Raw genomic sequence first — 13625 nt, forward strand, 5'->3', positions numbered from 1 at the left:
GATAGACGATGACCTTGCGGTCGGGCGATTCGCCTTCGAGATTGCCCTCCAGCGCCTTGGAGTGGACGACGATATTCTGCACGATCACGGGCCTGGCGCCCTGAACCACGGGCGGCACGACGGTCTGGACCTGGGCCTGAACCGCGGGCGCGATCAGGGCCAGCGCGGCTGTCACTAGGCCGCCGATGAGGACTTGCGTTTTCATGAATGTCTCCCTGTTGCGACGGCTGCGAAGGCCATCCGTTATTTTTAAAGCCGTGGCTTGGTCCGCCTTATTGTCAGACTAAACAGCCGGCGGGCCTCACCTGCAAGTGAAATTTGCGAATTCGGTCCGCGTCTGTCGTTAGCGCTGATTTACGATCCTGATTAGAAACAGGAATTGTCGGCGCTTTCGATTCCTGGGTTTACCGATAAAATCTGCTTCCACTTGTCCGACTTTTATATTACCGTTTGGTAGCGCTATCAAATAGCGTGCAAAATCAATAAGACCTACAGGGACTCTCATTATGCTGAAACGCGGCGCATCGACGCTGGCCCTTGCGGCCTGTCTTATCTTCACCCCGGCGGCGCACGCCTCGGCCCAGGCCGCCGCGCAAGACGCAACTAAGGCCGATTCCGTGCGTGACGCAGCCAACGCCAAGGCCGAAGCGCTGGTCGCGCAGATGACGCTGGATGAGAAGATCGGCCAGCTCGTCAATGTTGCGCCCGCGATCCCGCGCCTGAACATTCCGGCCTATAACTGGTGGACCGAGTCCCTGCACGGCGCGCTCGGGTCCGTGCCGACGACCAACTTCCCGGAACCGATCGGCCTGGCCGCCAGCTTCGATGCGCCGATGATCAAGGATGTGGCGGGGGTGATCAGCACAGAAGTGCGCGCCCTGCATACGCTGGGCCGCCAGACGGGCAAGCTTGGCCATATCGGCACGGGGCTGGACACCTGGTCGCCCAATATCAACATCTTCCGCGATCCGCGCTGGGGCCGCGGTCAGGAAACCTATGGCGAAGACCCCTATCTGACTGCGCGTCTGGGCGTCGCCTTTATCGAGGGGATGCAGGGGCCGAACCCAGACCTGCCCTATGTGGTGGCCACACCCAAGCACTTCGCCGTCCATTCCGGGCCTGAGCCGACGCGCCACGTCGCCGACATCTTCGCCTCGGCGCACGATATCGAGGACACCTATCTGCCCGCCTTCCGCGCCGCCATTGTCGAGGCCAAGGCCAATTCGATCATGTGCGCCTATAACAGCGTCTGGGGCCAGCCCGCCTGCGCCAGCGACCTGCTTTTGAAAGACCACCTGCGCGGCGACTGGGGCTTCAAGGGCTATGTGGTGTCAGACTGCGACGCGGTTACCGACATTTCGATCAACCACAAATACGCGCCTGATCCGGCGGCGGCTGTCGCGGCGGCCTTCAAGGCGGGCGTGGACAATGAGTGCAACACCCAGACCCTGTCCGACACGCCGGGCCTCGGCAAGCGCTACAAGGAGGCCTATGAACGCGGCCTTCTGGGCATGAACGATATCGACAAGGCGCTGGTGCGTCTGTTCTCGGCGCGCTTCCGCAATGGCGACCTGCCGGGCATCCGCACCGATGCGCCGGTGCCGGTCAGCGCCATCAACACGCCCGAACATCAGGCCCTGGCGCTGAAGGCCGCCATCGAAAGCCTGGTCCTGCTCAAGAATGACGGGACCCTGCCTTTGAAGGCCACGACGAAGATCGCCGTGATCGGGCCACTGGCCGATTCCACACGCGTACTGCGGGGCAACTATTCCTCCCCGGCCAGCGCGCCGCCGATTTCGGTGCTGGCGGGTCTGCGTCAGGCCATGTCGACGGCAAACATCAGCTATGTCCCGTCCGCGCCGTCGATCACGGACGGCAATCCGATTCCGGCCTCGGCCTTCGTGACTCCGGACGGCAAGCCCGGCCTGCTGGCGACCTATTACAATGCTTCCGGTACGGGCGCGGACGGCAAGGCGACGGGCTATAACGCCAAGCCTGCCGCCGTTCATGTCGAAAGCGGTCTGGGTTCCAGCGTCGATCAGCTCAAGGGCGTCAGCGAGCGCAACAAGATCGTCTGGACCGGCGCCCTGGTCGCGCCTGAGACCGGCGATTATCGCATCGGCGTATCGGGCGTGGTCGGGTCCATGCAGGTCGATGGCAAGCCCGCCATCGAGATGAGCGAGTATTCGCACTGGGGCGCGCCGGTCAAGCTGGTTGAGGTGCATTTGAAAAAGGGCCAGCGCTATCCGCTGAAGTTCGAAATGGAAAGCGGCAAGTCGTTCGGCGCCGGTATCGTCTGGCAGCGCATCTCGGATCACCCCGATGAGGACATGAAGGCCGCCGCCGATAAGGCCGACGTCGTGGTGGCCGTGGTCGGCCTGACCTCCGATCTGGAAGGCGAGGAAAGCGGCCTGCACGCGCCGGGCTTTGACGGCGGCGACCGCACCTCGCTGGACCTGCCGGCCGATCAGATCGATCTGCTGCAAAAGGCGAAGGCCCTGGGCAAGCCTTTGGTGGTCGTGACCATGAACGGCAGCGCCATCAACCTGGCCTGGGCCAAGGCCAATGCTTCGGCCATTGTCGAGGCCTGGTATCCGGGCGAATCCGGCGGTCTGGCGGTCGGCAGGGTGCTGGCGGGCGCCGAGGATCCGGGCGGACGTCTGCCTCTGACCTTCTATGAAAGCGTCAAGGACCTGCCTTCGTTTGACGATTACAGCATGAAGGGCCGCACCTATCGCTACTTCACTGGCGCGCCGGTCTATCCGTTCGGCTACGGCCTGAGCTATACGAGCTTCTCCTATAGCGCGGTCAAGGTTGAGCCGGTGGACGGCGCGGTCGAAAATGGCGTCACGGTCACCGCCGATGTCAGCAATACCGGCGCGCGTGAAGGTCAGGACGTCGCCGAACTCTACCTGACGCCGCCCGCCTTTGACGGCGCGCCAAAAACGGCCCTGCGCGGCTTCACCCGCGTCTCGCTGAAGCCGGGCGAACATCGCACGGTCACCTTCACCCTGTCGCCGCGCGATTTAAGCTTTGTAACGCGTGACGGCGTGCGGCAGCTGACGCCGGGCGACTATACGATCAGCGTCGGCTCCGGCCAGCCGGACACGGATGCGGCCCAAGACAGCGCGCCGCTGAAGATCAGCCAGCAGGTCGGGATCAAGGACTGAGGCCGGTTATGACACGGTGGGGCGTCAGCCGTCGCGACGCTTTGATGGCGGGCGCGGCGGCGAGCCTCAGCATGGCGTTGACGGGCGCGGCCGCTGAGGGCGCGGCGCGCGAGGCCGACCTTATCGCTCAGACGGCGGACGGCTGGGTTCAGGTCACAGCCTTAAGCGATCGCGCCGTGCGGGTGCGGGTCACGCCAAGACGTGAGGGCCGCGCGCCGTCAAGCGCGATCCTGGCGCCGCGCGTCTCGCCGCCAAAAACCCGGCGCGCGATCCTTGCGGGGGGTATGTCGCTGCATTTGCCGCACCTGCGCTGTGACTGGGACGCGGATGCGGGCGTGTTGAGCTTTTACGATGCGAAGGGCGGCCTTCTGTTGCGCGAGACCGGAGGAACGCGGCGACTGAGCCCCACCACTGTGCAGGGGCAGGCCGCCCTGACGGTCGAGCAGGCCTTTGTAAGCCCTGCCGATGAGCGTCTGTTCGGAACCGGCTGTTTTCAGGACGGCCATCTGAACTTGCGCGGCCTGCCGCGCCGCCTGACCCAGGTGAATACCCAGATCAGTCAGCCGGTGCTTTTATCCAGCAAAGGCTACGCCCTGTTGTGGCACAATACCGGTCTAAGCGAATTCAATCCGCCAAAGCAAAGGCTTGAGCTGCAAAAGCGGGCGATTGGCGACGCGCACATGGCGGACGTCACGACGACCACCGGCAACGCTCGCGTCGAGCGCCGCAGCGCGGTGTTCGAGGGCGGACTGGAGCTGGCGGCGTCGGGCGATATCGCCTTTCTCTATGACTGCGGGCGCAAGATGGCGTCGCGTTATCATATCGAGATCGACGGTCAGGTCGTGGTCGATCACGCCAATCTGTGGTTGCCGCCCACGACCAGTTTTATAAAGCATCTGTCGGCGGGCGCGCACACGGTGCGCATCGAGGCCGACGCCGCCGATGCGCCAGAGCTTTGGTGCGGACCCTGCGCCGACCAGACCCTGTGGCGGTCACCGGTCGCCGACGCCATCGACTATGTGGTGATCGCCGGACCCGATCCGAAAGACTGTCTGCGCGGCTATCGCGACCTCATCGGCGAGACGCCTCTGCCGCCGGTCTGGGCCTTCGGCTATATCCATTGCCGCGAACGCTTCCATTCGTCAGACGAAATTCTGAGCATTGCGCGCGAATTCCGCCAGCGCCGCCTGCCGGTCGATGTCATGGTGCAGGACTGGCAGTACTGGGGCAAGTATGGCTGGAACGCCATGCGCTTTGACGAGGCCACATATCCTGACCCGGCGGGCATGATAACCCAGCTACACGGCATGGATATGCGCTTCATGCTGTCGGTATGGTCGAAGATCGGGCGTGAAACCGACCTTGGCAAGCTTTTCGCTGCGAAAGGGTTTTACATTCGCGACACCGAATGGGTCGATTTTTTCAACCCGTCCGCCGCCGCCTTCTACGCGGACTGTCAGAACCGGCGGTTGGCCGCCCTGGGCGTGGACGCCTGGTGGCAGGACGCGACCGAACCGGAGAATGACGATCTGGCCGGACGGCGCACCTTTGCCGGGCCGGGCGAGCGCGTTCGGCTGACCTATCCGGTGCAGGTGTCGCGCACGGTTTATCAATCGCAACGCGCCGCGCATCCAGACAAGCGGGTGATGATCCTGACCCGTTCGGCCTTTCCGGGCGAGCAGCGCTATGGCGCGGCCACCTGGTCGGGCGATATCGGCAATGACTGGGAGACACTGAAGCGGCAAATTCCAGCGGGTTTGAATATGGCCGCGGCGGGCTACCCGTACTGGACGGTCGATGCGGGCGGCTTCTTTCGACCGGGCGACGGGCAGTATAATGATCCCGCCTATCACGAACGCCTCGTGCGCTGGCTCCAGTACGCGACCTTCCTGCCGTTGCAGCGCGTCCACGGCTATCAGACCGACACCGAGTTCTGGCGTTACGGCGATCAGGTCGAGACCCTTGCGCGTCAGTATCTGGAGCTGCGCTACCGTCTTTTACCCTACACCTACAGTCTGGCGGCGCAGATGACGCGCCAGGGCCTGCCGCTGATCCGGCCTCTGGTCATCGACTTCGCTGACGATCCGCAGGCGCTGGAGCAGACGCACGCCTACATGTACGGACCGGCCCTGCACGTTGCGCCGGTGCTGGCGCCGGGCGTTGCGACCTGGCGGGTCTATTTGCCGCAAAGCCAGGGCGGCTGGCGCGACTTCTGGACCGGCGCGCACCGCGAAGGCGGCGCCTGGCATGAGGTTGAGGCGCCGCTAGAGCGCATACCGCTGCACGTCCGCGCCGGCAGCGTTCTGCCCCTGGGTCCGGTTGTGCAATCGACGGCGGGCGCGCTGGGGCGTGAACTGGATCTGTGCGTCTTTCCGGGCGGAGACGGCCAGTTTGACCTCTATGAGGACGATGGCCTCAGCTATGCTTACGAAAAGGGCGCGGGTGGCGTGATCCCCCTGCGCTGGGACGAGACAACGGCGAGCCTCAGCATCGGTGGTCGAAAAGGCGGCTTCAAGGGCGCGGACAGACGCTTGAGGCTGCGGCTGATGGGAGAGGGGGATACGCCGCTGTCCGCATCGTCAGGTCAAACCCTGCTCTATCGCGGCGCGCCCCTGAAGGCGCGCCCCTGAAAACCCGCCTTTGCCCCTTTGCAAGGCTTGGCGCCTGAGTCAGGGTTTGATCTGGCGCGCCCGGACGCTTGCTGAGCCGCTGACGCCTGGGTCTTCAGCATCCTGCGCCACGGCGACGGCGTAGGCGCCGCCCGCCACCGACCATGTGTTCGCCTTGGCGTCGAAATGCGCCAAGAGACGCGGATCGGCGCTTAAGGTCACCGTCTGGCTTTCACCGGGCTTAAGGGCGACCTTGCTGAAGCCGATCAGGCGTTTCAGGGCCTCATTCGGCGTCCGGTTCAGATAGACCTGCGGCGCGGCCTTGCCCGCTACATCGCCGGTATTGGTGACCGTGAAGCTAACCGTGAGCGTGTCGCCGCCGGAGACCTTAAGGTCGCTGTAGCTGAAGGAGGTGTAGCTGAGACCGTAGCCGAACGGATAGAGTGGTTTCATGCCCAGTTTGATAAAGCGCTTATAGCCGACATCCGCGCCTTCGTCATAAGAGACGTCGAACTGCTGGCCATCGGGCAGGTCAATGCCGGGCAGGGGGCCGCTGCGCGGATACTGATCGAGCGAGGCCGGAAAAGTGACCGGCAAATGACCCGACGGATTGCTGGCGCCGGTCAGAATGTCCGAAATCGCCTCGCCGCCCTTCTGACCCGAATACCAGGCTTCGACGACGGCGGGGACCTTGTCGAGCCAGGGCATATTGACCGCGCCGCCGGTTTCCAGCACCACGACGGTATGCGGATTGGCCTCGGCCGCGGCCTGGATAAGCGCGTTTTGTCCATCCGGAAGGTTTAGATTGGGCGCGTCGGCGCCTTCGCCCATCCACTGCGTGGCGAAGATGATGACCAGATCGGCGTTTTTCGCCTTGCGCGCCACCTCTTCGGGATAGTTGCCGACATCGAAGCTGATTTGAGTCTGCGGCAGGGCGGCCCGCAGCGCCTTGAGCGGCGAGGAGGGATGGTAGTTGATCTTGCTGAAGGCGGCCATCATGCCGTCGCCGCCCTGAGCAATGGCGACCTGATTGGGATCGGCGACGACCTGAGAGGAGCCACCGCCGGAGATCACACCGGCATCGGCATGACCGCCGACAACGAGAATGGTCTTCGCCGATTTGGCCAGCGGCAGAATTCCGCCCTCATTTTTCAGAAGAACAATGCCTTCCTCTGCTTCGGCCTTGGCGACCTCGGCATGGGCGGCGGCGTCATAGCCCTTGTCGCCGAACACCGGCGCGGGCTGCGGATGGTCGAACAGACCGGCGGCGAACATCGAACGCAGGATGCGCTGCGCCATATCGGTCAGGCGCGCGGCGGGAATTTCGCCCTTGTCGATGGCCTCTTTGAGCGGCGCGCCGAACCAGACCTCTTTGTCGAGTTGTTCGCCCGACTGCTGATCAAGGCCCTTGACCGCGAAATCGGTCGCCTTGACCGCACCCCAGTCGGACATGACGTAACCCTTATAGCCCCAGTCGCGTTTGAGCACATCGTTCAGCAGATGGCTGTTGCCGCAGGCATAGGCGCCATTCACTAGATTGTAGGAACACATCACCGAACCGGGCTGGCCCTTCTCAATAGCGATTTCAAAGGCCAAGAGGTCAGATTCGCGCATGGCCTGCTCATCGATGACGCTGTTGACGTAGTTGCGGCCGGTCTCCTGATCATTGATGGCGTAGTGCTTGACTGTCGAAATGACGTGCTGATCCTGAATGCCGCGGATCGACTCGCCGACAATATTGCCCGCCAGCCACGGATCCTCGCCTGCATATTCGAAATTGCGCCCGTTGCGCGGATCGCGCGCCAGATCGACCCCGCCAGCCAGCTGCACATTGATCCCCTTGGCCCAGGCTTCCTGACCGACGACGGCGCCGCCGTCATAGGCGATTTTCGTGTTGAAGGTGGCGGCCAGAAGCAGACTGGATGGCAGGGCCGTGGCGTAATCGCCCGGACGGATCATCAAGGGATTGGTCACGCCAAGGGACGCGTCGCTTTCCTGCTGATGCGGAATGCCCAGACGTGCAATGCCCGGAATATAGCCTGCCGAACCGATCGCGCCTTCGGGCAGCTTGCCGCCAAAAAAGAAGGGCAGGGCCATGACGCCGTGCACGAGGCTGAGCTTTTCATCGGGCGTCATGTCCTTGACGAGCAGGGCCGCCCTCTGATCAGGCGACAGCGTGGGGTTCATCCACGGCTGCGCGGAGGCGGTCTGCGCCGGGGCCGGTGTGGCGACCGCCAGAGCCAGGGCAAGGGTCGAAGCCGCCAGGCTCAGACCGGCGGCAAATTTACGTGAGCGTTTCATGAGAGTCCCTGTAAGTTTATGCTTTTTTGTTTGTACGTCACTGTCGTCGATAGAGAGATGGCTCTGGACTGGGCGACCTGCTTTTGCAGGCTGTCAGCTCTGATCGTAATGTCCCCTGTGAGCCATTTGGGCGGGAGAGGCCCGTGCGATATGTCATAATAGACAACGTTGTCTTAATATTCATCAAATTTTTAAGGTGTCAAGCGTCGGCGCGCCGCTCCAGCCGCTGCGAAAAAGCTTAAAAGCCAAAAAAGCTCTATGGATCAGCGTCCTTTTGACGTTGAGCAGCCTCTGAATTCAGTATGAAAGACGACAGGATAGGGTTGGCACGTAATGGAAGGCGAATAGTATGGAGTTCGCGATTGACAACGTTATCTTAATCGCTAAGTCTTCTGAAAATCCGTAGGCGCGCCTGATGGCGTTCGTCTTGGAGATAAGGGCTTAAAATATAAACGAGGTTGCGCGCCCGGCAACTAAGGCGGCAAACGCCACAGGGAGGATCATATGAAGTTGTCTCAGTCATGCGCTGTTACGGCGCTCTTGCTGGCCGTTTCAGGCGCCGCTTACGCCGGAACACCTGTGAAAATCGACAGCGGCGCCGTGTCGGGATCGACCTCGAATGGCGTTGAATCGTTCAAGGGCATTCCGTTCGCTGCGCCACCGCTCGGCGACCTGCGCTGGCGCGCGCCGCAGCCGGTGATCCCGTGGCAAGGCGTGCGCGACAGTACACAGTTCGGGCATGACTGCATGCAGACGCCCTTCGGCGGTGACGCCGCGCCCCTGGGAACGACCCCGGCGGAAGACTGTCTGGTGCTGAATGTCTGGCGTCCCGACGGCAGCAAGCCGGGAGACAAGCTGCCGGTGATCGTGTGGCTTTACGGCGGGGGCTTCGTCAATGGCGGCTCGTCGCCACCCGTTTATGACGGCTCGGCCTTTGCCCGCAAGGGCGTGATTATGGTCAGCTTCAACTATCGCCTTGGTCGTTTCGGTTTCTTTGGGTTCCCGGAACTGACGAAGGAAAACAAGGATAACGGCCTGCTTGGCAATTACGGCTATATGGACCAGATCGCGGCGTTGAAATGGGTCCAGCGCAATATCGCGGCATTCGGGGGCGACCCGGCCAAGGTGACGATCTTCGGGGAATCGGCGGGCGGCGGCTCGGTCAATGTGCTTCTGACCTCACCGGAATCAAAGGGCCTGTTCCGCGGCGCCATCGTGGAATCCGGCGGCGGCCGGTCTAATCTGATGGGCGACCGCACATTGAGCGCCGATAAGCCGAACCTGCCTTCGTCCGAGACGCTGGGCGTCAATTTCGCGAAGAAGAACGGCATCGAAGGCACGGGGCCTGAAGCCCTGGCCAAGTTGCGCGCCCTGCCGGCCGAAGCGGTCAATGACGGCCTTGGCATGATGACCATGGCGCAGGCGCAACAGACCTATGGCGGTCCGATGGTGGACGGCAAGATTGTCGTCAAGAGCCCGCAATCTGTCTATGAGGCCGGTGGCGAGGCCAAAGTGCCGGTCATGATCGGCTCCAATACGGCTGATATTGGCTTCGGTTTCGCGCCGACCAAGGAGGCTGCCTTCGCGGCGTTCGGCCCCTATGCGGATCAGGCGCGCAAGGCATACGATCCGGACGGCACGAAATCGCTGCAAGAGGTCAATGCAGAGATCGGCATGGATAAGGCCATGGCGGAGCCCAGTCGCTTCGTGGCGGCGACCCTGGCCAAACAGGGCTTGCCGACCTATCTGTATCGCTTCTCCTATGTTGCGACCTCGATGCAGGATCAGTGGAAAACCGGTGCGCCGCATGCGACGGAAATCCCGTATGTGATGGACACGGTCAAGTCCAAGTAAGGCGATCAGTTGTCCGCAACCGACGCAAAGATCGCGGATGAGACCAACAGCTACTGGGCCAACTTCGCCAAGACGGGCAATCCGAACGGCGCGGGCCTGCCGGTATGGCCGCGCTATGATCCGACGAAGGACCAGTTGATGAACTTCACCGCCGAAGGCGCGCCCGTTGGCATGACCGATCCGGTGAAGGCGCGCATGGATGTGACGGCCGCAGCCAGCACCCTGCCGCCACCCCCGCCACCGGCTACCCGCACCCCCGATGGACACTACAGCAGCCGGCTGACCCCCATCGGCGATATGCTGGACGATCCGGCGGCGAAAGCTGTTCTGGAAAAATATCTCCCCGACCTGATCAACAGCCCGCAGATCGGCATGGCGCGCTCCATGACCTTGCCCGCGCTACAGGCCTATGTGCCGACCCTGAGCGACGATGTGCTGGGCAAGATCAATACGGATTTGGCCGCGCTTCCGGTCAGGAAGTAAGGGCCTGATACGGGCGGCGATCCCTGCATCGCCGCCCGATGCAAGCGCAAGCATAGACTTTGCCCTGTACAGCCCGCATAAAGACGGTCTGAATGAGGATCTGAATACAGACCATAATCAAAACTAAAATGCAGGGGGTTCGTCATGTCCAAAGGGTATCTGAAATTTGCAATCGCCGGGCTGGCGACGTCTTTGGTCGCGTCTTTCGGCCTGCCTTTGGCGGCTCATGCCGAAATATCGCGGGCTCAGACCTTGTGCGAGGCGCTGAGGCAGGACGCGCCTGCGGGCATGCGTATTGCCGAGGCGGTCTGGCGCAAGACGGGCGAAAAGGCCGAAACGCCAGGTGCGATGGGCGCGCCGTCGCCGTCGCTGCCTGCCCATTGCGACATTACCGGTGTCCTGGCTGAACGCACCGGCGTTGACGGACAGGCCTATGCGATCCGCTTTCACCTGCGCCTGCCTGAGCACTGGAACAAGCGCTTCTATTTTCAGGGCGGTGGTGGGACGGATGGCGATCTTGGCGACGCGATCGGACGGATGGGCGATACCTCCGCGCTCGCTCAGGGCTACGCCGTCGAAAGCCAGGATTCCGGCCATGACAATGCCCGCAATACACGCCCGGATCACAATGGCGCTTCCGCCTTCGGCTTCGATCCGGAGGGCCGTCTGAACTATGGACGCGCGTCGCTGAAGGCGTCGGCTGAGGCGGCCAGACGTCTGATCGTGCGCTATTATGGCCTGAAGCCACGTTACGCCTATTTTGTCGGCTGCTCGAAAGGCGGGCAGGAGGGCATGGCTTTTGCCCAATATTATCCGGACATGTTCGACGGCATTATTGCCGCTGCGCCTGGTTTTGCGCTGCCGCGCGCCGCCTTGGCCGAAGCCTGGGACACGCAGGTCTTCGGACGCCTCGTTACGCCGCCGGGGCAGGCCTTTAACGCCATGAATCTCTACAAGGCCTTCAGTTCCGGCGACATGGCGCTGGTGCGCAAGGCGGTCCTTGAGGCCTGCGACAAGGATGACGGCCTGGAAGATGGTATGGTGGCGGACACCGCCGCCTGCACCACGGCCAAGGTCGAACCGCAATTGCGCGCTAAAATCTGTACGGGTGAAAAGGCAGAAGGCTGCCTGAGCGCAGCCCAGGTCAAGGCGCTGATCCTTTCACATAACGGACCCAAAACCAGCGCCGGACGGTCTCTTTACGCAGCCTGGCCGTGGTCAGCCGGCGTATCGGCCGAGGATTGGCGTATCTGGAAAATCGGTTCGTCCAATGGTCAGGTTCCGCCCCTGAATGTGATCCTTGGCGGAGGCGCGCTGGCGGGCATTTTCACGACGCCGCCAACGGCGATGCCGGCCGATCCGATGACGCTCGGCCGTTATTTGTGGAGTTTCGATTTCGACCGTGACGCCGCTCTGATCTATACGACGGGCGGCGCGTTCAGAACCTCGGCCTGGAGCGACATCAGCGCCCATTCTGCGAACCTGTCCGCCTTCAAGGCGCGGGGCGGTAAGCTGATTGTACCGCAGGGCGCGTCCGACCCGGTGTTCTCACTGGAAGATACCGTGGCCTGGTACGACGAGGTCGATCAACGCAATGGCGGCAGGGCGGCGGACTTCGTCCGCGTCTTTCCCGTACCCGATATGGGACATTGCAGCGGCGGCGTCGCCACGGATCAGTATGACGCCTTTTCGGCTCTGACCGCCTGGGTCGAGCATGGCATTAAGCCGGACGAGATCATCGCCACTGCGGGACCCGCCACGCCCTGGCCGGGGCGCACCCGTCCCCTGTGCCCGTGGCCCAAGGTCGCGCGTTATCAGGGCGGCGACCCTGAAAAAGCCGCCAGCTTTGCCTGTCGAGCCTGAGCTTTAAGGCGCGACGGCTACGAAAAAGCGTTTACAAACAAATGGAATGACTTCAAGACTGGAGGCACTTGAATAAAGGCGTCCTCAGGCCGTGCGCAAGATCACCATTGTCGATATCGCCCGTGAGGCTGAGGTTTCCATCAAGACCGTATCGCGGGTGCTCAACCATGAAACGGGGGTTGGCGAAACGACGCGCGCGCGCGTCAACGCCGTCATCAAGGCGCATAATTTCAAGCCGAACGCGGCGGCGCGTTCTCTGCCCAGTTCGCGCAGCTACATGGTCGGTATGCTGATCCGCAATCTGGTAAGCCACTATTATTTCAGCGGTTTGCAGATGGGGGTGATGGCGTCGTGCCGGCGTCACGGCTATCACACCATGATCGAGACGACCGAGGATATAGCCTCGGATCGGGAAGGCTTTGTTCGCAGGCTGCGCACCTCCGGTTATGACGGTATGGTGGTGGCGCCGCCTGTGTGTGACGATCCCGACATTCTCGGCCTTCTCGAACAGGCGGATATACCCTATGTGCGCATATCACCGACCGTAGCCCTGGAGCGCGCGCCCTATGTGTTCATGGATGACGTGCAGGCTTCCTATGATGTGGTCCAGCATCTTTGGGGACTGGGACATCGACAGATCGCTTATCTGGGCTTTGCCGACACGGCGGCGAGCGCGGACCGGTATTCCGGCTATGTGCAGTTCTTTCGCGAAAAAGGACTGGCGCCGCCCTATGCTCAGGCTCAGGTTCAGCACACGACTAGCGCGACCGCCTTTGCCGCAGGCGAGGATCTGGTGACGCGACCTGACAGGCCGACGGCCATTTTTGCGGGGACGGATTTTCTGGCGATGGGGGTGATGGCCGCGGCCAGCAAACATGGCCTGAACATTCCCGCCGACGTGTCTTTGGTCGGCTTCGATGACAGCCCCGGAACGGAAAGCGTCTGGCCGCCCCTGACCACCATTCACCAGCCGATCGCCGACATTGGAGAAGCGGCCTGCGATATGCTGGTCAGCCAGCTGGGCGGCGACAGGGCGGAGAAGGTCAAGACCGCGCGAAAGCTTGACTATAGCCTGATTGTACGCGCTTCGACAGCGCCGCCACTATAGGCGCGTTGTCTGACCCAATATCACTCATCCACTTTAACCCCATCAAAACCCCTGATTATGGCAAGATCCTTTATGCGCATGGGTACGGCTCGGCCAATCTTGATGATCGCGTGGCGAGCACGCACAAGGTGATGGACATTCTGAAGGCATCGGGCGTCCTCAAGCCGTGAGTTGGGCCTTGAGGGATTTGGGTTGAGAGGTGCGACATTACTAAATGGCGGCTACAATGTTTTTTCG

General features: G+C 62.3%; 5 protein-coding genes and 2 pseudogenes. 5 read left to right on the top strand and 2 right to left on the bottom strand.

Going from position 1 to position 13625, the window contains the following annotated elements:
• A pseudogene (locus ACTHLA_RS01155) lies at positions 1 to 205 on the bottom strand (hypothetical protein); the annotation flags it as partial.
• A gap of 301 nt (positions 206 to 506) precedes the next feature.
• Here ACTHLA_RS01155 and ACTHLA_RS01160 point away from each other — a divergent pair.
• On the top strand, positions 507 to 3170 hold the full coding sequence (locus tag ACTHLA_RS01160) for a glycoside hydrolase family 3 C-terminal domain-containing protein (RefSeq protein ID WP_440184377.1): 2664 nt from the start codon (positions 507 to 509) through the stop codon (positions 3168 to 3170).
• 8 nt (positions 3171 to 3178) lie between these two features.
• Positions 3179 to 5800, top strand: coding sequence for a TIM-barrel domain-containing protein (locus tag ACTHLA_RS01165; protein WP_440184379.1), 2622 nt, complete (start codon positions 3179 to 3181; stop codon positions 5798 to 5800).
• Positions 5801 to 5839: 39 nt separating this feature from the next.
• Here ACTHLA_RS01165 and ACTHLA_RS01170 read toward each other — a convergent pair whose 3' ends face one another.
• On the bottom strand, positions 5840 to 8080 hold the full coding sequence (locus ACTHLA_RS01170; RefSeq protein WP_440184382.1) for a beta-glucosidase: 2241 nt from the start codon (positions 8078 to 8080) through the stop codon (positions 5840 to 5842).
• Positions 8081 to 8584: 504 nt separating this feature from the next.
• On the opposite strand from ACTHLA_RS01170, the pseudogene ACTHLA_RS01175 reads away from it, so the two are divergent.
• The 3 genes and pseudogenes from ACTHLA_RS01175 to ACTHLA_RS01185 all read left to right on the top strand — a co-directional run bounded on the left by ACTHLA_RS01175 (position 8585) and on the right by ACTHLA_RS01185 (position 13388).
• Positions 8585 to 10417: pseudogene (locus ACTHLA_RS01175) on the top strand (carboxylesterase/lipase family protein).
• Positions 10418 to 10561: 144 nt separating this feature from the next.
• Positions 10562 to 12280, top strand: a complete 1719-nt coding sequence (locus ACTHLA_RS01180) for a tannase/feruloyl esterase family alpha/beta hydrolase (RefSeq protein ID WP_440184384.1) — start codon at positions 10562 to 10564, stop codon at positions 12278 to 12280.
• Between the two features lie 91 nt (positions 12281 to 12371).
• On the top strand, positions 12372 to 13388 hold the full coding sequence (locus ACTHLA_RS01185) for a LacI family DNA-binding transcriptional regulator (protein WP_440184387.1): 1017 nt from the start codon (positions 12372 to 12374) through the stop codon (positions 13386 to 13388).
• Positions 13389 to 13625: the final 237 nt, after the last annotated feature.

This window comes from Asticcacaulis sp., assembly GCF_051956075.1.
Taxonomy (GTDB): Bacteria; Pseudomonadota; Alphaproteobacteria; order Caulobacterales; family Caulobacteraceae; genus Asticcacaulis.

Excerpts from the sequence above, each read along its gene's own strand:
- ACTHLA_RS01160 (WP_440184377.1), top strand. The coding sequence starts at position 507 with ATGCTGAAACGCGGCGCATCGACGCTGGCCCTTGCGGCCTGTCTTATC.
- ACTHLA_RS01170 (WP_440184382.1), bottom strand. The coding sequence starts at position 8,080 with ATGAAACGCTCACGTAAATTTGCCGCCGGTCTGAGCCTGGCGGCTTCG.
- ACTHLA_RS01180 (WP_440184384.1), top strand. The coding sequence starts at position 10,562 with ATGTCCAAAGGGTATCTGAAATTTGCAATCGCCGGGCTGGCGACGTCT.
- ACTHLA_RS01165 (WP_440184379.1), top strand. The coding sequence starts at position 3,179 with ATGACACGGTGGGGCGTCAGCCGTCGCGACGCTTTGATGGCGGGCGCG.